This window comes from Curtobacterium sp. WHRI 8282 (assembly GCF_040223925.2).
GTDB classification, from domain to species: Bacteria; Actinomycetota; Actinomycetes; order Actinomycetales; family Microbacteriaceae; genus Curtobacterium; species Curtobacterium flaccumfaciens.
Window position 1 is genome coordinate 422,283 of sequence record NZ_JBEHCD020000003.1, and the last position, 21,875, is coordinate 444,157.

Consider the following 21,875-nt stretch of genomic DNA (forward strand, 5'->3'; position numbering starts at 1 on the left):
CGACACGCCTGGGCGAACACACAGGATCGCGAGCAGGCACCATGGACTGCATGGCAAGCACCACTCCTCCCCTGCCCGGACCCGTGACCACGACGCCGCAGTTGCGGCGGTGGGTGTTCTGGCCCGCCGCCGTCATCGTGCTGGGGTTCGTGGCCTTCACCCTGATCTCCCCCTCCACCGCCGAGGCGCTGTTCCTCGGTCTGCAGGACGGCATCGTCAAGAACTTCAGCTGGTACTACGTGCTGATCGCCGCGTTCTTCGTCGGCTTCTCGCTGTTCGTCGGCTTCAGCCGCTTCGGTGACATCAAGCTCGGCAAGGACCAGGACGAGCCCGAGTTCTCGACCGGTTCGTGGTTCGCACTGCTCTTCGCCGCCGGCATGGGCATCGGCCTCGTCTTCTACGGCGTCTCCGAGCCGCTCAGCCACTTCGCTTCCCCGCGCCCCGGCGTCACCGGCACCGAGAAGGAGCTCGCGCAGCAGGCACTGACCCAGACGTTCCTGCACTGGGGCCTGCACGCGTGGGCGATCTACGTCGTCCTCGGCCTGGCCCTGGCGTACGCGATCCACCGCCGGGGTCGCCCGGTGTCGATCCGCTGGGCCCTCGAACCGCTGCTCGGCAACCGCGTGCGCGGCGGCTGGGGCAACCTGATCGACGTGATCGCCCTGGTCGGCACGCTGTTCGGCGTCGCGACCTCGCTCGGCCTCGGGGTCATCCAGATCGGCGCCGGACTCGAGAGCGCCGGCATCGCCGACAGCAGCATCGTCAGCCAGATCGCGATCATCGCGGTGATCACCGCCGTGACGATCGTCTCGCTCGTCACCGGCGTGACCAAGGGCATGAAGATCCTGTCGAACTTCAACCTGCTGCTCGCCGCCGCACTCCTGCTCTTCGTGCTCATCGTCGGCCCGACGCAGTTCCTGCTGCGCGACTTCGTGCAGTCGATCGGCTCCTACCTGCAGAACATCGTCGGCCTGTCGTTCAACGTCACGGCCCAGCAGGGCGCCGAGGGCGAGGCCTGGCAGGGCGCCTGGACCACCTTCTACTGGGGCTGGTGGATGTCGTGGGCGCCGTTCGTCGGTGTCTTCATCGCCCGCATCTCCAAGGGCCGCACCGTCCGCCAGTTCGTGTTCGGTGTGCTGCTCGTGCCGACCGCGCTCACGTTCCTGTGGTTCGCCGTCCTCGGTGGCACCGCGATCCACCGCCAGACCGACGGCTCTGGCGGCCTGATCGGCTCGGACGGCTCGGTCGACATCGAGGGGTCGCTGTTCGCGGTCCTCGGCGACCTGCCCGCCGGCATGGTCCTGACCTACGGCGCGATCCTGCTCATCGGCGTGTTCTTCGTGACCTCGTCGGACTCCGGGTCGCTCGTGATGGCGATGATCGCGTCGGGCGGTGACATCGAGCCGAAGAACTGGCTGCGGGTCTTCTTCGCCGGTGTCGCTGCGCTGCTCGCCGTCGCCCTGCTGCTCAGCGGTGGACTGAACGCCCTGAAGACGGCGGCGATCACGACCGCGTTGCCGTTCAGCATCGTCCTGTTGCTCACCTGTTGGTCGACGATCATCGCCTTCACCCGCGAGCGCCGTGCCTACGACAAGGCCGAGCGCGAGGTCCTGCTCGAGCACGTCGGCGCCTACTACGGCCTCGAGGTCGAGGCGCCGAACGAGCGTCCGGCACGGTCCGGCCTCGGCCGTCCGTGGGCCGCGGTGAAGAACCGCGTGCGCGGCGGCCGCGGAACCACGTCCCCGACGGTGGAGGCCGGCGCGCTCGACGACTTCCCGGTGCGGCCGTCGTCGATCTCGGCCGACCCGGCGGTCGACCCGAGCCTCGACGCGCGTCCGACGTCGGACGACGGGCCCGCGACGGAGCAGCCCGAGCGCTGACGCGGCGCGGCGCGGCGCGGCAGGCGCCACGCGCCACGCGCCACCCGCGCCGTGTGGTGCGAGGTTCCGTGTTCGGTGCGACGAACGTGCCCTCGCACCGGAGACGGAACCGCGCACGGGCCGTCGACGCGACCACCTGACGGACGGGAGGCACGGTGCCAGCTGGCACCGTGCCTCCCGTCCGTCAGTGCGTCAGGTGTCGGTCCGTGCGGACGCGACCTCGAGGGTCACGACGACCGCCACCACGGCGAGCGCCGTGACCGGCAGCGACACCGCCGGCACCGCGATCGACGCGAGGACCACGAGCACCAGGGCCACCACGACGGCGTTGGCCCGTGCCGACAGCGACGGCCGGATCGCGAGCGCCCAGATCGACAGCACGAACACCGCGACCGGCACCGCGACGGTCGCGGCGACCGAGGCGGACGACAGCTCGACGTGGCCGGCGTCGGCGCTGACCGCGACCTCGATGCCGGCCGGCAGGGCACCGGCGGCGGCGAAGACGAAGTAGTGGCCGTAGCCGAACACGAGCGCGGTGGGCAGCGAGCGGATGTGCGCGTGCTGCTCCCGGGAGAAGTAGATCCACCACATGCCGACGGTGATCACGAGCCCGCAACCCGCGAGCGCCAGCAGGGGTCCGAGGTGCTCGGTGTGTGCGACGGCGTCGATCACCGCGCCGGCCGAGGCCACCAGCCCCTCGCCGAGGACGATGAGGGTGAACAGGGAGAACCGCTCGGCCAGGTGCCGGGTGTGCCACGGGGCTGTCCCCGTCGAGGTCTGCGCCCAGATCGGCACGGACAGTTCGGCGAGCACGAGGAACGGTGCCGCGTGCCCCCAGAGGTCGTCGGGCAGGGCCAGGGAGACCACCCAGAGCACCTGCACGACCGTGATGCCGACGGCGTGCAGGGTGGCGGTCCGGCGGTGGCGGGTGGAGGACGCAGCGGCGCGGATCCACTGCCCGACCAAGGCCAGCCGCATGACGACGTAGCCGATGATGCCGATCGTGAAGTCGTTCTCGACCATGGCCGCGTGCACCCCGGCGGCGAGGACGAGCACCCCGGCCATCTGCACGAAGGTCATCACGCGGTAGAGCCAGTCGTCGGTGTCGAACGACGTGGCGAACCACGTGAAGTTCATCCAGGCCCACCAGATCGAGAAGAACACCAGCCCGTAGGCCAGGACGGCGGAGGTGACGTGTCCCTCGAGCTCGATCTCGTGCAGGTTCGTGGCGGCGAAGCCCACCGCGACGACGAACATCAGGTCGAACAGGAGCTCGAGGGGGCTCGCCGCCCGGTGTCGCTGGTCGGGGTCGCGCGGCACCATCCGGCGCAGTCCGATGGTCGGCATGGGGCCAACGGTAGGGCATCCCCAGAACGCGGACCACTGACGGCGGGACCGGCCCTGCCGATCTGTCCGTGTGCAGGTCCCGCACCACCAGACCAGCCCGTCTCGGCCGTGGACGTCGTGTCCGGCCGAACCCCTCCGACAGGAGTCCCGGTGACCTCACCGCGTCCCGCCGTCCGTCCCAGGTCGTTCCGCCGAGCGGCCGTCAGCGCCACCGCCGGCGCACTGACCGCCGCCACGCTGCTGGCGTTCGCCGTCACCCCGGCGCACGCCGCGACCTCGGACACCCCGCGCTCACCGGCCGATCCGACCGCTGCGGTGGCCGCACCACAGGAACAGCCTGGAGGCTCGTCCCGCGTCGGTCCGGCCGCGGACGGTGTGCAAATGGGTTCCGGCTCCTACGCGCCGGCCCCGCCGGACGAGATCACGGACATCGCCGACGTGCGGAAGACGCTGGACCAGCGGCTGTACATCGACCCGTCGAAGGCCGGCGAGCCGGTGCCGACGAACCAGTGGTGGACGGACCTGCTGGTCAGCAAGTACTCCGGCGACATGTGGGCGTACCCGTTCGTCTCGTCGAACAGTGCCGCGGGCACGAAGCTCACGATCCCGACGCGGTGGAACAGCGACGGCACGGCGATGCGCCTGGAGTCCCCCGTGACGGTGGGCGGGACGGTGGAGCCGACCCCCGACGCGAGCGACCGCACCCTCGCCGACTTCGAGGACGGCCTGCCCGACGGCTGGACCGCGACCGGTGACGCCTTCACGGCCACCGCCACCGGGACGGCCAGCGGGCAGAGCGCGGTCTCCGGGTGGCTCGGCGGACGCCTCCTGAACTCGTTCAGCGACGAGGACGGCGACGGCGCGACCGGCACGCTCACCTCGCCGGCGTTCACGATCGACCGTTCGACCCTGGCGTTCCTGGTCGGCGGTGGCCGGCACCCCGACCACGAAGCCGTGCAGCTCCTGGTCGACGGCGACGTCGTGGCGAGCAGCACGGGGACGGACAGCGAACAGCTGCGCTGGGACAGCTGGGACGTCTCCGCACACCGGGGGCAGTCCGCGCAGCTGCGGATCGTCGACGACCTGCGGGCCGGGTGGGCACACGTGCTGGTCGACCAGGTCCTGCTCACCGACGCCCCGGACGGCCTCGCCGACCGCTTCGCGACCACGTTCCGGGCGAAGCAGGCCGATGCGCTCCGCTGGGGCGACTGGAACGTCAGCTGGCGGATGCCGCAGGACGGCCCGGGCGGACAGTACATGGACGTCACGAGCGTGCAGGGTTCGCCGTACGAGTGGTTCGAGTTCCACGGCATGACCCCGCGCCTCACCCTGCAGGACGGTGCCGAGATCACCGACGGAGACGGCGAACCGCTCGACCTGCCGGTGACGACGGACCGGTTCGAGATCCGCCAGGACGGCCACGTCTTCGGCGTGCACGCCCCCGACGGGACGACCTTCACCCGGGTCGGCAACGCGCTGGAGGCCTCGTCGGGCACGCCCTACCTGGTGCTCAGCGCGGTGCCCGAGCATGGCCTTTCTCTGGACGACCTGCACCGCACCGCCTTCGCGGTCCCCCGTGACACGACGATGACGTACTCGTACGACGCGGCGGCGGCGAACGTCCGCCAGCAGTGGTCGATCCGCACCGACACGCTGCAGGGCGACAACCACGACACCGTGCAGGGCTGGCTGCAGCACCAGTACGCCGACGCCACCACGAACCTGCGCTTCACCGGCGCCACTTACGAGACCCCGCGCGGCACCATGCGGACCACCGTCGGCCACGACGGCTGGACCCTGGACTACGCGTTCACGGGCATCACGCCGATCGGTGCCACGCCCGAGGCGGTCGGCGACGACCCGTACTCCGAGGAGGTCATGCGCGAGTACCTGCACGAGTACGCCGCGAAGACGACGTACGGCGGGGACACCTACTGGGGCGGCAAGGACGTCCTGCAGCTCGCCGAGTACATGACGATCGCGCGGCAGATCGGTGCCACCGAGGACGCCCGGACGCTGCAGGACACCCTCGAACGCGCCCTGACCGACTGGTACACGTACACGGACGGCGAAGCGGAGCACTTCTTCGCGATGTACCCGACGTGGAAGGCCCTGATCGGGTTCGCCGACTCGTACGGGTCGGCCCAGTTCAACGACAACCACTTCCACTACGGGTACTTCGCCGTCGCGACCGCCATGCTCGGCCGGGTCGACCACGAGTGGGCCGCGAAGTACCAGGGCATGGCGACGCTCGTCGCGAAGCAGTACGCGAACTGGGACCGCGACGACGCCCGGTTCCCGCACATGCGCACGTTCGGGGTCTGGGAGGGCCGGTCGAACGCCGGTGGTGTGTCGTCACCCGGCGGCAACAACCAGGAGTCGTCGTCCGAGGCGATCCAGTCCGAGGCGGGGCTCTTCCTGCTCGGCTCGGTCCTCGGCGACGAGGAGATGCAGGCCGCCGGTGCGGTGCAGTACGTCACCGAGCGGGCCGCCGTCCGCGACTACTGGCAGAACGTCCGCGGCAACCCCGCCTCGGCGTCGTACGACGGCAACGGCGCGTTCCCGGACGAGTACGAGCACGGGCAGGCGGGGATCCTGTTCGACTCCGGCCAGGCCCACGCCACGTACTTCTCCGGCGACCCCGCCTGGATCTCCGGCATCCAGTGGATGCCGGTCGCCCCGTGGTTCGACTACTTCGGCTGGGACCCGGGCTTCTCAAAGGCCCTGATGCGCGAGATGATGGCCGCCCGCCCGGAGTCCATCGGGCAGGCCGGCGTCACCGACGGCAACGCGGCACGCATCCAGATGCTCACGAAGAAGTGGTGGGGCGTCGGCAGCTACGGCGACGTGAAGATCACCCGCGACCGCCCGGCCGCGATCGGTGAGCTGCAGGACGCGATCCGCGCGGTCGAGACGAACCACCCCGGGTACGTCACCCGGCGAACCGCGGCGAACCCCCTGTACGAACCGGCCACCGACACCCTGCTGGTGAGCGTGGACGACGACGGACGGGTGGTGTTCCCCGACCGGTACTGGACCCCGGAGAACCTGCCCGACTCGCTGGTGCCCATCGAGCTCGACGGTCCCACCGCCGACCGGAAGCCCCAGGACTGGCCGACGCCGTCTCCGCTGATGCCGTTCCTGGTGGACGACTTCCGCGCCGACACCGCGACCATCGACCAGCTGTACGGCGTCGATCTCACCGACCACACCCCGGGCGAGGACACCGAGCACGCCGCGCGGGTGTTCAGCGGCATGGGTGACGCCCTCGGCAACGTCGTGCTCGGGTTCCTCGGGCAGTACGACCCCGACACCTACGCCGACGTGCACGCCGCGCTGTGGGCCGCCGACGACCCGGCCGTGACCGGACAGTCGATGGCCGGCCTCGTCTACCACCAGGCGATGTCGAACCGGACCGTCGGCACCGAGGTGACCGACCGGCACACCTCGGACCCGCTCAGCCAGGTGTTCCGCGCACCGGACGGCACGATCAGCTACGTGCTCGACAACCCCGACACCGTGCAGCACACCTACGAGGTCTACGAGGGCACGGAGGTGATCGGCCAGATCGCGGTCCCGGCGCAGACGCAGATCACGTCGCACCTGGACGCGCGGCTCACCGAGGTGGTCGTCAGGACGAAGGGGGCCCCGAAGACGATCGTCCCCGGTGCGACCACGACCTTCACCGCGACCGGCTACGACCAGTACGGCGCAACCGTCGCCCTGGACGACGTCACCTGGTCGACCGACACCGGCACGATCAGCGCCGACGGTCTCCACCGCGCATCGGAGCGCGCGGAGCGGGCGACGGTCACCGCCACGGTCGGCGGCGTGCACGGGTCGTACGCCTTCCGGGTCGCACCGGCACCGGTCCTGACCGGGTTCGACGTCACGCCCGGCTTCGACCGGCTCGTCGTCGGGACACCACAGCGGTTCCGTGCCGCCGGCCACGACCAGTACGGCGACCCGGCGGACCTGCCCGCCGACGTCGCCTGGTCGTACACCGGCGCCGGGAGCGCCGGGACCGACGGCACCGTGACGACGACCGCCGCGGGTTCCGGCTACGTCGTCGCGACCGGGGGCGGGGTCGAGGGCTCCGCGGTCGTCGCCTCGGTGACCTCGATCCCCGACGCCGCAGCGGGTGCCGACGTCGACGCGAGCTCCTCGGACGGCGGCAACGTCGCCGGGAAGGCCGTCGACGGGGACCGCAGCACCCGGTGGGAGAGCGCGCACGGTGTGGACGAGGTCGACTACACCCTCGACCTCGGGCGTCTGACCGACGTCGACACCGTGCGGGTGGACTGGGAGAACGCGGCCGCCGCACGGTACGTGCTGCAGGTCCGGGACACCGACGGCGCCCCTTGGCGCGACGTGCGGACCGTCGACAAGACAACGGCCGACGCGGACACGGTGGCCGTGGGCGAGACCGCCCGGTTCGTGCGCCTGCACCTGACCGATCGCCTCACCGGGTACGGGTACTCCATCTGGGAGGTGCACGTGTCCGGCACACCGGCGGCCTCGACCGTCGACGTCGAGGACGTGCTCGTCGCGCCGCGCACCGCGACCGTTCGCTCCGGTGACACGGTCCGGATGACGGCCTACGGGTTCGACCGCCACGGGTTCGGCGGGCGGCTCGCCGCGGACCGCCCGGAGTGGGCCGTCGACGGCGGCGGCAGTGTCGAACCGGACGGCGTCGTCACGGCAGCGACCGAGGGCGGTGTGACCGCGACGGTCACGGCCACCGTGTCGGGAGCATCCGGGACGGCCACCGTCACGACCCTCGACGAGGCGACCGACGGTGACGACGACGGCGGAACCGTACCCGCCCGCTCTCGCGACGTGGCCGCCGGCAAACCCGTCACCACGTCGTCGGACGAGCGCAGTGACCTGTCCGGTGGCAAAGCGGTCGACGGCGACGCCCGGACCCGGTGGGCCAGCGCAGCACGCGACGGCGAGTGGTTGGCAGTCGACCTCGGGCAGGTCGTGCCGATCGACCAGGTGCAGCTCGACTGGGAGGCCGCGTGGGCCGAGGCCTACCGCGTCCAGGTCCGTGACGACGAAGACGCCCCCTGGCGGACCGTCGCGGGGGAAGCACACGGGACCGGCGGCGAGGTGACCCACCGGCTGGAGGGCGACGACGTCACCGGCCGCTGGGTCCGGGTCGTCGCAGACCGCCGGCACACCGCGTTCGGCGTCTCGCTCTGGGCGCTCCGCGTCACCTCGACGCAGGGCGAACCGACGCCGGACCTGGCACGACGGGCGAGCGTGTCGGCGTCGGCCGACGAGGGCGACGGCGTGCCCGCGCACAACGCCGTGGACGGCGACCCGGGATCGCGCTGGGCGAGCGGACACACCGACGACCAGTGGCTCGCCGTCGACCTCGGCGCGCCGCACAGCCTGCACGGCGCGGTGCTCCGTTGGGAGGACGCCTTCGGACGCTCCTACCGGATCGAGGCGCGGAACGCGGGCGACGACGGGTGGACGACGCTCGCCACCGAGACCGACGGTGACGGCGGGACCGACCGGCACGCCCTGGACGGCTCGTGGCGGTACGTCCGCGTGCACGGTGTCGAACGGGCGACCCCGTACGGCTACTCGCTGTACGACCTCGAGATCCGGTAGCGCTGACGCCCCCGCTGCACGCACACTCGACCGAACAGCCGACAACCGACGGAGACACGATGTCGCAACCGCTCGAATCGCTCATGCACGCCAACCTGTTCGAGGTGTTCGGGGAACGGGACCCGGAGCGCCGCCGCGCCGCGATCGAGCGGACCTACGCCCCGGACGTCGTCTTCCTGGACCCTGACGAGGTCGTCACCGGCCACGAGGCCCTGCACGCCAAGGCGCAGCGCCTGCTCGACGAGGCCCCCGGGTTCGGGTTCTCGCCTGCCGGCCCGGTCTACGAGAACCACGGGATGGGGTACCTCGCCTGGCACTTCGGCCCCGAGGGAGCACCGCCCGTCGTGTCCGGCATGGACATCTGCTTCATCGAGGGCGACGTCATCGCGAAGGTCTACACGATCCTGACCGACTGACCACCATCTCCCGCAGGTCGCTGACGGACTGGGGGCCCGGTGCCAGCTGGCACCGGGCCTCCAGTCCGGCGTGCGGCATGGTCGAGCCACCGGCGCCGTCGTGCTCGCGGTCTGCGTGTGGCGGATCATCCGGGCGGTCCGGTGTGACCGCGTGCCGAGGGACTGATGCCGCTCCGGGAATGTGCGGTGGAACGGCCGTGCGAGGATTCGTCAACCGCAATCCCGAGGGGAACGACCACCATGGCCACAGCTCGCACGCTCCACTGGATCAGCACCGTGCTCCTCGCCGTGGGGTTCCTCGGCGTCGGCGCCCTGATGTACGACGCGTCCTACGGCCCGGAGGGCGGCGGCGCGAACATCGGCCTCGGCCTCGTCCTCATCCCGTGTCTCGGATCAGGCGTCGTCGGGCTCGCGCTGGGGGCAGCGGCCTTGGTCGCGACGTGGTGGGACGCCCGGGCCGAGCGCTCGCGTGCCGCGGTCCGGTGACACAGGTGTCCGCCCCGTCCGCTCCGCGGCCGTGGACGCTGATCGCCGTCGTGGTGCTGGTGGGCTGGACGATCGTGACGGCGCTGCTGTTCCCGGTCGCCGGGGCCGACGAGCACGAGGGGCCCGGCGACCAGGTCTGGCGGACTTCGGCGAGCACGCTCGGCGTGCCGCTCTCACCCGAGTGGGACGTGCTCGTCTGGCTCGCCGCGCTCGCGCTGGTGCCGGCCGTCGTCGTCGGTCTCGCGTTCCTGTTCCGCCGCCGACGACCGCACACCGCGCCCGTCAGTCCGTCGCCGGGTGGCCCTGTCCGCTGAGGTGTGCGCGGAGCACGTCACGGACACTCGTCCACGACTGCACGCCGTAGCGGTCGTTGTCGACGTGGTGCAGCTGGGCCTGCCCGCTGAACATGCTGACGAAGTACTGCATCCCCTGCCATGCCGGGAACGTCTCGTCGGGGGCCTTCGACAGGCGCCGGCCGACGGCGCTCATCGCGGACAGGGTCCCGGTCGTGCCGGCCCACTGCAGCCGGAAGCGCTCCCCCGTCAGCTCGCTCATGGTGCGTGCGACGTCGCGGGCGGTGACCTGGTCACCCGCCATCTCGATCACCCGCGGAGCATCGTCATCCAGGGCGGCGAGGGCCGTCACCCGGGCGACGTCGTCCTTCGTGGTGAAGTCGAGCACCTGGTCCGCCGACGACCAGAACAGCACGAGCCGTCGGCCAGACAGGATCATCGGGGCCTCGCCGGTCAGCAGGTCGGTGAACATGCCGGTCAGGATCGAGGTCGCCTGCACCGGGGCCGCGTCGAGGTCGGCGGCGAACTCGCGCCGCAGCTCGAAGTTGCGGTTGGTGCCTGGTGCGATCCGCCGGTAGTCGGCCGAGTAGTCGGACGGGATGAACCGCCGGACGCCCGCCGCCACGGTCGCCGCGAGCAGCGCGCGCTGGGCGTCGACGATCACCGGACGTGTCCCGCTCACGGCGGAGACCACGACGTCGGCCCCGCTGACGGCCCGGGTCAGGGCGTCGTGGTCGCCGTACTCGGCGGCGACGACGTCGACACGGGCGTCGTCGCCGAAGCGTTCTGCGGCGGTCCCGCTGCCGGGCCGGGTGAGGACCCGGACCCGCACGTCGTGCTGGGTGAGCTCGCGGACGATGCGGTGCCCGAGGTCGCCGGTGGCGCCGGCGACGAGGATGGTGGTGGTCATGGGCGGGGCCTCACTGCAGTGGTGGTCGACGTGGTCGTCGCGGTGCGCCGTCGGGATCGCTCCGGGACGGCGAGGGGGTGTTGGAACGTGGGGTCCGCCTGGTCCGGTCCGGCGGTGCCGAGCCCGGCGGTGAGCGCGACGCGGGCCAGCAGCCGGCGCAGCGTCGTCTGCTCGTCGTCGTCGAGGTGCCGCATGAGCACGCCCTCGGCGCCGCGCAGGGCGGACCGTGTCCGGGCGAGCAGGGCACGGCCGGCGTCGGTGGGGTGGACCTGCCGCACCCGCCGGTCCGTCGGGGCGGGGCGACGTTCGACGAACCCGCCCGCCTCGAGCGCGTCGACGATGTAGGTCATCTGGGTCTTGTCGATGCCGAGGCGCTGCGCGAGTCCGAGTTGCGACGACGGTTCCTCGGTGGTGGTCGCGACGAGCACCTGGTAGCCACGGGGACCACCCGGCACGTCGGCGACCGCCTCACTGCCCAGCCGCGTGAAGCCCTGGAGCGCCAGCGGCAGCGCCCACCCGAGTTCGGATTCGATGCCCTCGGCACCCCAGTCGATCTCGGGGAGTGCATCGGTCGGCGTCGGACTGTCCATACCGGAGACCGTACCGGAACAAGATCGTCTTGTGCAAAGATCATCTGTGATCAAGACGGACAGCCGCCGAGACGCTGAGCACCGAGGACCGAGGACCCCATGTCGGACACCGCAGCCATCACCCCGTTCACCCTCGACGTCCCCCAGGCGGAGCTCGACGACCTGCGCCGCCGCCTGCTGGCGACCCGCTGGCCCGATGCCGAAACCGTCGGGGACACCTCGCAGGGCCCCCGACTCGAGAAGGTCCGCGCCCTCGTCGAGCACTGGAGGACGGAGTACGACTGGCGCCGGACCGAGGCGCTGCTGAACGGCTGGGGCCAGCACACGACCCGGATCGACGGGCTCGAGGTCCACTTCCTGCACGTCCGGTCCGCCGTCCCCGGTGCCCGCCCGCTCCTGCTCACCCACGGCTGGCCCGGTTCCGTCCTGGAGTTCCGCCACGCGATCGGCCCGCTCACCGACCCGGTGGCGCACGGCGGCGACGCGGCGGACGCGTTCCACGTCGTGATCCCGAGCCTGCCCGGGTTCGGCTTCTCCGGGAAGCCGACGACCACCGGGTGGAACACCGCCCGGACCGCGAGGGCCTGGTCGGTGCTGATGTCCCGGCTCGGCTACACGGACTGGTTCGCCCAGGGCGGTGACCTCGGCGCCACCGTCACCGCGGAGCTCGCAGCCCTGCAGGCCGCCGGGGACATCGGACTCGCCGGGATCCACCTCAACATGGCGCTGTTCATGCCGACGGACGACGAGGCCCGGAACGCGTCCCCCGACGAACAGGTCATGCTGCAGGAGAGCGGCCACTACTGGCAGGAGCTGTCGGCCTACTCGCAGCAGATGTCGACCCGCCCACAGACCATCGGGTACTCGTTGGCGGACGCCCCCGTCGGGCTGGCGTCGTGGATCTACGCGATGTTCCAGGACGTCGGCGGCTCGCACGACGAACACGGCGATGCCGAGCGGCTCTTCCCGCTCGACGAGATCCTCGACGACGTCATGCTGTACTGGCTGCCGAACACCGCCGCGTCCGCGGCGCGCATCTACTGGGAGGCGACCCGCACCGGCTGGGCCACCCCGGGCACCGTCGAGGATCCACTGACCCTGCCCGTCGGCCTGAGCATCATGCCGGGCGAGTACGTCCGCCGGTCGCGCCGCTGGGCAGCGCGCCGGTACACCGACCTGGTGTTCTTCAACGAGGTGGCGCGCGGCGGGCACTTCGCGATGCTCGAACAGCCGGAGCTGCTCGTCGACGACGTCCGTGCGACGTTCCGGAACCTGCGCTGATGCCTTGTGGATCGAGAGTAGATACCACTAGTCTCCGATAGTGCGAATATCTGAACTTGCCCGAGCGGCGTCCACGCCGGTCACCGCCGTCAAGTACTACCAACGCGAAGGCCTCCTGCCCCCCGGCGAGAAGTCGGCGCCGAACCAGACCGCCTACGACGACCGGCACGTCGAACGGGTCCGGCTCGTCCGGGCACTGCTGGAGACCGGCGGACTCTCGGTCGCCGTGACGAAGCAGGTCCTGGCCGTGCTCGACGCCGAGACCGCACCGCTGGCCGAGGTCTTCGCCGTCGCCCAGTACGCCATGACCACCCCGCGCTCCCCCGAGTCCGAGGCGACCCCGGAAGCCCGCGCCCGGATCGAGGAACGGGTGTCGGCCGCCGGCTGGTGCGCGACGTCGGACAACCCGGGACTCGAGACCGCGGCCCGGGCGCTCGACGGGCTGCGCACCATCGGGTTCGACGCTCCGGACGACTACCTCGACGCCTACGTGTCGGCAGCGGCGAGCGCGGCACGGGCCGACGTCGCAGCACTGCAGCACCGCGACGGCCGGACCGCGATGGCGGAGCTGATGGTGATCGGGACCGTCCTCGGCGATCCGCTCTTCGCGGGACTCCGGCGCCTGGCGCAGCAGGACGCCACCCACGACCTGTTCCCCGTCGCCGACACGGACGAGGCCGGCGCATGACCGCTCCGCTGCACGTCGTCCTGGGCGGCAACGGTGTCGTCGGGCGCGAGACACTCCGTGCACTGCGCGAGCACGACGTCGCCGCCGTGTCCGTCGGCCGGCGCCCGTCGACAACAGCAACGGCAGGCAACAACGAGAGCGAGAGCGGCAACGCCCGCACCGACCACGTCATCGCCGACCTGCTCGACCCCACCGCCGTCCGCCGCGTGCTGCACGGCGCCGACGTCGCGTACCTCGTCGCCGGCCTGCCGTACTCGTCGGGGGTCTGGGCGGACCAGTGGCCGAGGATCGTGGACAACACCGTCGGAGCAGCACTGGCCGAGGGCACCCACCTGGTGTACCTCGACAACGTCTACGCCTACGGCCGCGTGTCCGGGCCGATGACCGAGGCGACCCCGATCAACCCCGCCGGTCGGAAGGGTGCGGTGCGCGCGGCGGCCCTCGAGCAGCTGCGGACCGCGGCCGACCGCGGACTGGCCGTCACCGTCGGGCGGAGCGCCGACTTCACCGGCCCCGGCGCGACGACGAGCGTGTTCAACGGTTTCGTCGTCGACCGGATCGCCGCCGGCAAGCGCCCGACCTGGCTGCTCGACGCCGACCAACCGCACTCCCTCACCGCCACGACCGACATCGGCGACGCACTCGTGACCCTCGGTACCGACGACCGTGCGACGGGCCGGACCTGGCACCTGCCGACCGCTCCAGCGCTGACCGGTCGGCAGTACGTCGAGCTCGCCGGGGTCCCCGCCGCCGACACCGCGGTGATGTCGTCGGCCACGCTGCGCGTCGGTGCGCTCTTCACCACGTCCGCCCGGGAGACGCTCGAGCTGCGCTACCAGTACACCGCCCCCTACGTCTTCGACTCGTCGGCGTTCGAGCAGACGTTCGGCGTGCAACCGACCCCCACCGCCGACGTCGTGGCCGCCGCCCTGCTGCACGCCCGGAGCGTGGCCCGGTGATCGCCGCCGTCCGCCGAGCGGTCGCGTGGCACCCGGCACTCATGGCCGTCGCCGGCCTGATGGTCGTCTCCACCGCGGTCTGCCTCGTCGGACTCGTCGTGGATCCCCGGACCATCCTCGGGGCACCGGCGTGGATGAAGCCCCTGAAGTTCTCGCTGTCGATCCTGCTTTACGCCGTCACGTGGGCGTGGCTCATCGCCCACCTGCCGAAGTGGCGGACGCTGGCTCGCCGACTCGGCACCGTGGTGGCCGTGGCCCTGGTGGTCGAACAGGTGCTCATCGTGTGGGCCGCCGCGACCGGCACGACGAGTCACTTCAACGTGTCGAATAGCGTGCACGTGGTGGTGTGGGCGGTGATGGCGGTCGCGATCACGACGCTCTACCTCTGCACCTTCGTCACCTCGATCGCACTGTTCTTCCTGCGCCTGCCCACCCCGGCACTGACGGTCGCCGTCCGCGCCGGTGCCGTCATCGCGCTCCTCGGCATCGGGGTCGCGTTCCTGATGACCAGCCCGACCCCCACCCAGCTCACCGCCCCGGACGGGATCGTCGGCGCCCACACGGTGGGGATCGCGGACGGCGGACCCGGGGTGCCGCTGCTCGGGTGGAGCACCGTCGGCGGTGACTTCCGGGTCGCCCACTTCGTCGGCATGCACGCCCTGCAGGTACTCCCGCTGGTGGCGCTCCTCGTCGCCGCCGCGGGTCGGCACGTGCCGTGGCTGGCACACCCGACCACGCAGGTTCGGATCGTGGTCGTCGTCGCGGTCACGTGGGCGGCGGGCACCGTGCTCCTCACCGTGCAGGCCGCGGTCGGACAGTCGGTCGCCCACCCCACCGGCACGGTGGCCGCGGTGGCGTGGTCACTCGTCGTACTGGCTGCGGCTGCGAGTGTGGCCGTCCTGCTCCGCGCCCACACCACTCCGGTGGCGCGACCGCGCTGACGGATCAGCGGGCCCGGAGCCCGCGGGAGACCAGGTCGGCGGCAGCACGGGCTTCCGCCGCCCACCCGGGGCGATCGATCCCGGCCCCGATGCCGTGCAGCAGCATGAGCACCGTCCCGGGGGCGACGTCGGACCGGATCGTCCCGTCACCTGCCGCGCGCGCCATCAGCTCGGCGAGCGTCCGCTCCAGGTCGCCCCCACCCTCGGCCTGCGTGGTGGCGTCGACCACGGCGGCGAGGGTGCGGGCGAGCGCCGCGTGGTCGACCACGTACTCCACGAAACCGCGCAGGAAGTCGTCGAGGCTCTCAGCCGCTGGCCGCGTCGAGTCACGAGCACGCTGGCAGAGGACGTCGACCTCGCCCCGGTAGACCGCCGCCGCCAGCGCTTCACGCGTCGGGAAGTGTCGGTAGAGCGTGCCGACACCGACGCCGGCGCGTCCGGCGAAGTCGTCGAAGCGCAGCTGCTCGTCACGCTCGAACGCCGTCCGGGCAGCGGCCACGATCGCGTCGCGGTTCCGACGGGCGTCGGCGCGCATCGGCTTCGCGGCAGGCAGGGGTTCCTCGACCGGCACAGAGACTCCTTGACAAGTGGAAACAATCTCCATATCTTCCAAATGGAGATCGTCTCCAGACTAGCGAACAGGTGCCTGATGCGGATCCTCATGCTCGGACGGGGCGTCATCGCCACGATCTACGGCCAGGCCTTCCAGCACTCCGGGCACCAGGTCGACCACCTGGTGCGGCCCGGGCGCGCTGCCGAGTACGGCGACAGCGTGCAGACCGACGTCATCGACGGCCGCCGCGGCCCCCTGGGTCGGCGGATCCGATCGACGTCGCCGACGCGACTGGTCGAGTCGATCGACACGGACGACGCGTACGACCTCGTCGTCCTCAGCGTCGGCCACCACCGACTGCAGGAGGCCGTGTCCACCCTGGCGCCCCGCATCGGCGACGCCACGGTGCTGGTCCTCGGCAACGTGTGGGACGAACCCCTCGCCGCGGTCGCACCGCTCGCCGCGGACCGGGTGCTGTTCGGGTTCCCGGGCGCCGGCGGCGGGTTCGACGCCGACGGGGTCCTGCACGGTGCCGTCCTCCGTTCGGTCCGGCTCGGGACGACGGGCGCGGCTCCAGATCGGCGGGAGCTGGTGCGGTCGGCGTTCCGCCAGTCGGGGTTCACCGTGCAGGACGATGACGACATCCGCGGGTGGCTGTGGCTGCACTTCGTGCTCGACGCCGGCATGTTCGCACAGGCCCTGCAGAGCGGTGGCCTGGCGACGATGGTCGGGGATCGGCAGGCGCTCCGCGAGGCGTTCCTGATCGGTCGGGAACTCCTCCCGGTCCTGGAGGCACGGGGCGTCGACCTCGTTCGGCACCGCTCCACGACCCTGCCCGTCCGACGCCCGGGGGTGACGGCCGCCGTGGTGGCCGCGGCCACGGCGCTCGTCCCGATCGCGCGTGCGAGCCTCGCTGCGCACGACGACCCGACCGCCGCGGAACCCCTGGCGGTCCTCGCGGACGTCCGGCGCACCGCCGAGACCCTGGGCATCCCGACCCCGCGCCTCGACCAGCCGACGCGACGCGTCTGACGACGGGTGCGGGCGGTGGACGCGACCACCCACGGCCTGGAGGCGCGGTGCCAGCTGGCACCGTGCCTCCAGTCCGTCACGGCGAGCGTTCCGGACCCGCCCGTTACGCTGTCCCCGTGTCAGAGCCGCGCCGGAGTCCGGGGAACCAAGCTTCACTGCGTGAAGCCAACCGGGGTCGGGTCGTCAGCGCGGTGAAGCGGCACGGCGGGCTGACGCAGGTCGAGCTCGCCGGGGTGACCGGACTCTCCCCCGCGACCGTCTCGAACATCGTCAAGGAACTCGTCGCGACCGGTGCCCTGCACGCGACGCCGAGCACCTCGAGCGGCCGTCGGGCGCTCCGCGTGACCCTGCCGCACGGCCTCGGGCTGGTCGCCGGGGTGCACGTCTCGCCGCGGCACCTGCGGCTGGCGCTGTCAGACCTGAACGGCGCCGTCCTGGCCGAGCGGCACATGCCCCTGGCCCGTGACCACCGCGCCGACGCCGAGCTCGACAAGACCGCGCTGCTCGTGCTGGACATGGTGGAGTCCATCGAGTCGTCGATGGACGAGGTGCTCGCCGTCGGCCTCGCCGTGGCCGCCCCGATCGACGCCCGCACCGGGATGACGGCGCGCGGCGGGATCCTGCGGGGTTGGGACGGCATCGCGCTCGGCCAGTCGCTCGCCCGGCGGATGGACAAGCCCGTGCAGGTCGACAACTCGGCCAACCTCGCCGCCCTGGCGGAACACCGGAGCGGGGCGGCCCGCGGCCGCGACACCGTGGTGACGCTCGACGTCGGCAACGGCATCGGCGCCGGACTCGTGCTGGGCGGGCACCTGTTCCGTGGGCACCACGGCATCGCCGGCGAGTTCGGGCACACCCCCGTCCTGCCGAACGGACCCCTGTGCCGGTGCGGCAACCGCGGGTGCCTCGAGGCGATCGCCGGCGCACCCGCCGTGCTCGAGGGCGTCCGTGACGAGGTCGGCACCCTGAAGCTGGCTGACCTGATCCTGCGCGCGATGGGCGGCGACCAGGTCTGCATGCGCGCCGTGGCCGACGCCGGGCGGGCGATCGGTTCGGCGGCGGTGGGGCTCTGCAACGTCCTCGACCCGGAGCGGGTCGTGGTCACGGGCGAGTTCGCACGGGCCGGGGAACTCCTGCTCGGCCCGATGCGGCACGCCCTCGAGTCGTCGTTGATCGTCGACGTGGACGGCACGCCGGACGTGGTGCAGGGGCAGCTCGGCGAGAAGGCCTCGGTGACCGGCGCGCTGGCCCTGGCGATCGAAGCCGTCGACGTGACGCGCGCACGATAGGCGCGGGCGAGCCGGGGCGCCCCGCGCCCTCCGGATAACGTTTTCGTCACGGCGCGCGGTCCTTGCGTTCAACTCTTGCAGCCAAGAACGCTCGCTGTCACACTCAGGGCACCGCCGATGGGGGCGGTCCACTGTTGGAGGACGTTTCAATGAAGAAATCCACCACACGAGCGATGCTGGGCGTCAGCGCGCTGCTGCTCGCGATCACCACCCTGGCGGGCTGTTCCAACGGCGCGGATGCCGGGACCGGTTCCGGCGGAGGCGGCGGGGACGCGTCGAAGGCCAAGATCGGCCTGCTCCTGCCCGACTCCGTCACCGCCCGCTACGCCAGCGCCGACCGGCCGCTCTTCACCGCCGAGGTGAAGAAGCAGTGCAGCGGCTGCTCGGTCATCTACGCGAACGCCGACGGCGACGCGTCGAAGCAGCTGCAGCAGGCTCAGTCCATGCTCACGCAGGGCGTCAAGGTCCTGGTCCTCGACCCGTTCGACGGCGAGGCCGCAGCGTCCATCGTCCAGCAGGCGAAGGCCAAGAAGGTGCCGGTGATCTCCTACGACCGGCTCATCAACAGCCCCGACCTGAGCTACTACATCTCGTTCGACAACGAGAAGGTCGGTGAGCTGCAGGGTCAGGCCCTGGTCGACGCCCTCAAGGCGAAGAAGGTCCCGGAGGGCTCGGGCATCATCATGGTGAACGGCTCCCCCACCGACAACAACGCCTCGCAGTTCAAGAAGGGCGCGCACTCGGTCATCGACGACAGCGGCTACAAGGTGCTCGCCGAGTACGACACCCCCGGATGGGACCCCGCCAAGGCGCAGGACTGGGCAGCCGGCCAGATCAGCAAGCTCGGCAAGGACAAGATCACCGGCGTCTACGCGGCGAACGACGACACCGGCGGCGGCGTCATCGCGGCCCTGAAGTCGGCCGGTGTCACCGAGCTCCCGCCCGTCACCGGGCAGGACGCGTCGCTCGCGGGCATCCAGCGGATCCTCGCCGGTGAGCAGTACATGACCGTCTACAAGGCCTTCAAGCCCGAGGCGTCGAAGGCCGCCGACCTGGCGATCCAGTTCGCGAAGGGTGAGACCCCGAAGGGCGACACCACCGTCGACACCGCCGGGGGCGCCAGCGTCCAGTCGACGCTGCTCGACCCGGTCGCCGTCACCACGGACAACGTCCAGTCGACGGTCGTCAAGGACGGCCTGTACGAGGTGTCGAAGATCTGCACCGCGCAGTACAAGGCAGCCTGCGACAGCGCCGGCATCAAGTAGGTCCGACCCCCTCTGCCCGCCCGGTCCGACTGCGGACCGGGCGGGCCTCACCGATCGAGGACGACACCCGTGAGCACGACACCCGTGAGCAACGCGTCACCAGCAGCACACCCCTCCGCCGACCCGGTGATGTCCCTGCGCGGGATCACCAAGCGGTTCGGCGCCGTCCAGGCCCTCAGCGACATCGACTTCGACGTCTACCCGGGCGAGGTGGTCGCCATCGTCGGCGACAACGGCGCCGGCAAGTCGACGTTCGTGAAGATCCTCGCCGGGGTCTACACGCCCGACGGCGGCACGATCACCTTCGGCGGCGACGAGGTCACGGTCCCGAACCCCGCGGCGGCCCAGACCCTCGGCATCGCCACGGTGTTCCAGGACCTCGCCCTCGCCGACAACCTCGACGTGGTCTCGAACCTGTTCCTCGGGCGCGAGATCGCCCACCCGTTCCTCGACGAAGAGGAGATGGAGCGCCGATCGTGGGAGCTCCTCCAGCAGCTCGCCGCCCGGATCCCGTCGGTTCGCATACCGATCGCGTCGCTGTCCGGTGGGCAGCGACAGACCGTGGCGATCGCCCGCTCGCTGATCGGTGACCCGCAGGTGGTCGTCCTCGACGAGCCCACCGCCGCACTCGGTGTCGCACAGACCGCCGAGGTACTGAACCTCGTCGAACGCCTGCGCGAGCGCGGACTCGGCGTCGTCCTCATCAGCCACAACCTCGCGGACGTGCAGGCGGTCGCCGACCGGGTCGCGGTCCTGCGACTCGGCCGCAACAACGGCACCTTCCGCATCGACGACGTCTCCTACGAGGAGATCATCGCGGCCATCACCGGTGCCACCGACAACGCCGTCACCCGTCGCGCCGCCGCCCGCACCGAGCAGGAGACCTCCGCATGAGCAAGACCGACGAGACCCTCACCGCAGCGACCCCGACGCCCTCGGCCGCGGACCTGCAGGACGAGCGGCTCCTGCGCGACCAGGGGATCGGCGGCGCGGCGAAGGCGTTCGTCCGCCGGGTGCGCGGCGGCGACATCGGTTCGCTGCCGGTGGTCGTCGGGCTCATCGTCATCTGGGCGGTGTTCCAGGCGCTCTCCCCCGACTTCCTGTCCCCGGGCAACCTGGTCAACCTCGCCCTGCAGTGCGCCGCGGTCGGCACCATCGCGATCGGCATCGTCCTCGTGCTGCTGCTCGGCGAGATCGACCTGTCCGTCGGAAGCGTCAGCGGACTCTCCGCCGCGATCCTCGGCCAGGGCCTGACCACACTCGGCTGGCCGCTGTGGCTCGTGCTCACCGTCGCCCTGGCCGTCGGTGCCGCGGCCGGCCTGCTCTACGGCCTGCTGTTCACCCGCTTCGGGGTGCCGAGCTTCGTCATCACGCTCGCCGGTCTGCTCGGGTTCCTCGGGCTGCAGCTGCTCATCCTCGGGCCGAACGGCTCGATCAACCTGCCGTACGACTCACCGATCGTGCAGTTCGCCTCGGCCTCGTACCTGCCGCCGTGGCTCGCGTACCTGCTGGCCGTCCTGGCCGCCGGCGGCCTCTTCTTCACCGAGGTCCGCCGTGCTGCCCGTCGCCGTCGTGCCGGACTGTCGACCGGAGCGATGTCCCTGACCGTCGTGAAGGCAGTCGCCCTGTTCCTCGGCCTCGCGCTGATGGTCTGGTACCTGTCGCGCGACTTCGGCACCGGCACCTCGTTCGTGTTCTTCGTCGTGCTGGTCGTGCTGATGAACTTCGTGCTGAAGCGCACCCGCTGGGGCCGCTCGGTCTTCGCGGTCGGCGGCAACGTCGAGGCCGCACGGCGCTCCGGCATCCGGGTGAACCGCATCTACATCTCGGTGTTCATGCTGACCTCGCTCTTCGCCACCGTCGGCGGCATCCTCGCCGCGGCACGCCTCAACTCGGCGAGCCTGTCTTCCGGCGCCGGTGACACGAACCTCAACGCGATCGCCGCGGCCGTCATCGGCGGGACCAGCCTGTTCGGTGGCCGAGGCAGCGCCTGGTCGGCACTGCTCGGCATCATCGTGATCCAGTCGATCTCGAACGGGCTCACCCTGTTGAGCCTCGACTCGTCGATCCGCTACATGATCACGGGCGCGGTCCTGCTGCTCGCCGTCATCATCGACTCGCTCTCGCGGCGCAGCCGCGCCAGTCACGGCGCGGCCTGAGCGGGGCCCTGGACCCCGCCACACCGACGGACGGGAGGCACGGTGCCAGCTGGCACCGTGCCTCCCGTCCGTCGCGGTGCGCGTCTCGGATCCGGAAGACGCCGTCGTGTTGCCCCGACGCCGCCCCGTGTGCGAAACGCCTCCGAAAACGGAGGCGTCTCGGC

The 21,875-nt window shown here is 71.5% G+C and carries 18 protein-coding genes; 14 read left to right on the top strand and 4 right to left on the bottom strand.

The window, feature by feature from the left end; genetic code table 11:
* The first annotated feature begins 50 nt into the window (after positions 1-50).
* Positions 51-1,880, top strand: coding sequence for a BCCT family transporter (locus ABRP24_RS12890; protein ID WP_232536619.1), 1,830 nt, complete (start codon positions 51-53; stop codon positions 1,878-1,880).
* 192 nt (positions 1,881-2,072) lie between these two features.
* Here the strand turns inward: ABRP24_RS12890 and ABRP24_RS12895 are convergent, their stop codons facing one another.
* Complete coding sequence (locus ABRP24_RS12895; RefSeq protein WP_349847807.1) at positions 2,073-3,227, bottom strand: low temperature requirement protein A; 1,155 nt, start codon at positions 3,225-3,227, stop codon at positions 2,073-2,075.
* A 150-nt stretch (positions 3,228-3,377) separates the two neighbouring features.
* On the opposite strand from ABRP24_RS12895, the gene ABRP24_RS12900 reads away from it, so the two are divergent.
* The 4 genes from ABRP24_RS12900 (at position 3,378) to ABRP24_RS12915 (ending at position 10,065) form a co-directional block, all read left to right on the top strand.
* Complete coding sequence (locus tag ABRP24_RS12900; RefSeq protein ID WP_349847808.1) at positions 3,378-8,849, top strand: discoidin domain-containing protein; 5,472 nt, start codon at positions 3,378-3,380, stop codon at positions 8,847-8,849.
* A gap of 59 nt (positions 8,850-8,908) precedes the next feature.
* Positions 8,909-9,265, top strand: a complete 357-nt coding sequence (locus ABRP24_RS12905) for a nuclear transport factor 2 family protein (RefSeq protein ID WP_301582259.1) — start codon at positions 8,909-8,911, stop codon at positions 9,263-9,265.
* Between the two features lie 240 nt (positions 9,266-9,505).
* On the top strand, positions 9,506-9,751 hold the full coding sequence (locus ABRP24_RS12910; RefSeq protein ID WP_071246768.1) for a hypothetical protein: 246 nt from the start codon (positions 9,506-9,508) through the stop codon (positions 9,749-9,751).
* A gap of 5 nt (positions 9,752-9,756) precedes the next feature.
* Positions 9,757-10,065, top strand: coding sequence for a hypothetical protein (locus tag ABRP24_RS12915; RefSeq protein ID WP_176708490.1), 309 nt, complete (start codon positions 9,757-9,759; stop codon positions 10,063-10,065).
* On the opposite strand, the gene ABRP24_RS12920 is transcribed toward ABRP24_RS12915, so the two are convergent.
* Both ABRP24_RS12920 and ABRP24_RS12925 read right to left on the bottom strand, forming a co-directional pair.
* Entirely contained in the window at positions 10,034-10,954 is a 921-nt protein-coding gene (locus ABRP24_RS12920; RefSeq protein WP_176708489.1) for an NmrA family NAD(P)-binding protein, read from the bottom strand. The two genes, ABRP24_RS12915 and ABRP24_RS12920, sit on opposite strands and share 32 nt — an antisense overlap.
* Complete coding sequence (locus ABRP24_RS12925) at positions 10,951-11,544, bottom strand: MarR family winged helix-turn-helix transcriptional regulator (protein ID WP_071404274.1); 594 nt, start codon at positions 11,542-11,544, stop codon at positions 10,951-10,953. The genes ABRP24_RS12920 and ABRP24_RS12925 overlap by 4 nt, the downstream gene beginning before the upstream one ends.
* Positions 11,545-11,643: 99 nt before the next feature.
* Between ABRP24_RS12925 and ABRP24_RS12930 the strand changes: the two genes are divergently transcribed.
* From ABRP24_RS12930 to ABRP24_RS12945, 4 genes are read left to right on the top strand one after another with little or no spacing between them, the layout of a single operon-like run.
* Positions 11,644-12,825, top strand: a complete 1,182-nt coding sequence (locus tag ABRP24_RS12930; RefSeq protein ID WP_301582256.1) for an epoxide hydrolase family protein — start codon at positions 11,644-11,646, stop codon at positions 12,823-12,825.
* A gap of 40 nt (positions 12,826-12,865) precedes the next feature.
* Entirely contained in the window at positions 12,866-13,513 is a 648-nt protein-coding gene (locus ABRP24_RS12935) for a MerR family transcriptional regulator (protein ID WP_111057399.1), read from the top strand.
* The gene (locus ABRP24_RS12940; RefSeq protein WP_301582255.1) at positions 13,510-14,472 is read left to right on the top strand and encodes an NAD-dependent epimerase/dehydratase family protein; all 963 of its coding nucleotides are present in this window, start codon (positions 13,510-13,512) and stop codon (positions 14,470-14,472) included. The genes ABRP24_RS12935 and ABRP24_RS12940 overlap by 4 nt, the downstream gene beginning before the upstream one ends.
* The gene (locus ABRP24_RS12945; RefSeq protein ID WP_349847809.1) at positions 14,469-15,413 is read left to right on the top strand and encodes a hypothetical protein; all 945 of its coding nucleotides are present in this window, start codon (positions 14,469-14,471) and stop codon (positions 15,411-15,413) included. The genes ABRP24_RS12940 and ABRP24_RS12945 overlap by 4 nt, the downstream gene beginning before the upstream one ends.
* 4 nt (positions 15,414-15,417) lie before the next feature.
* Here the strand turns inward: ABRP24_RS12945 and ABRP24_RS12950 are convergent, their stop codons facing one another.
* On the bottom strand, positions 15,418-15,984 hold the full coding sequence (locus tag ABRP24_RS12950) for a TetR/AcrR family transcriptional regulator (protein ID WP_301566521.1): 567 nt from the start codon (positions 15,982-15,984) through the stop codon (positions 15,418-15,420).
* A 78-nt stretch (positions 15,985-16,062) separates the two neighbouring features.
* Between ABRP24_RS12950 and ABRP24_RS12955 the strand changes: the two genes are divergently transcribed.
* From ABRP24_RS12955 to ABRP24_RS12975, 5 genes are all read left to right on the top strand, one after another.
* Positions 16,063-16,998 carry a 2-dehydropantoate 2-reductase N-terminal domain-containing protein gene (locus tag ABRP24_RS12955; RefSeq protein ID WP_349847810.1) on the top strand — a complete coding sequence of 312 codons (936 nt, stop codon included), beginning with the start codon at positions 16,063-16,065 and terminating at the stop codon, positions 16,996-16,998.
* Between the two features lie 116 nt (positions 16,999-17,114).
* The gene (locus ABRP24_RS12960) at positions 17,115-18,287 is read left to right on the top strand and encodes an ROK family transcriptional regulator (RefSeq protein ID WP_071246751.1); all 1,173 of its coding nucleotides are present in this window, start codon (positions 17,115-17,117) and stop codon (positions 18,285-18,287) included.
* A 149-nt stretch (positions 18,288-18,436) separates the two neighbouring features.
* The gene (locus tag ABRP24_RS12965) at positions 18,437-19,552 is read left to right on the top strand and encodes a sugar ABC transporter substrate-binding protein (protein ID WP_111033134.1); all 1,116 of its coding nucleotides are present in this window, start codon (positions 18,437-18,439) and stop codon (positions 19,550-19,552) included.
* A gap of 129 nt (positions 19,553-19,681) precedes the next feature.
* Positions 19,682-20,446, top strand: coding sequence for an ATP-binding cassette domain-containing protein (locus ABRP24_RS12970; protein WP_111038920.1), 765 nt, complete (start codon positions 19,682-19,684; stop codon positions 20,444-20,446).
* A complete protein-coding gene (locus ABRP24_RS12975; protein WP_035807698.1) occupies positions 20,443-21,711 on the top strand; it encodes a sugar ABC transporter permease in 1,269 nt (422 codons plus the stop codon). The genes ABRP24_RS12970 and ABRP24_RS12975 overlap by 4 nt, the downstream gene beginning before the upstream one ends.
* Positions 21,712-21,875: the final 164 nt, after the last annotated feature.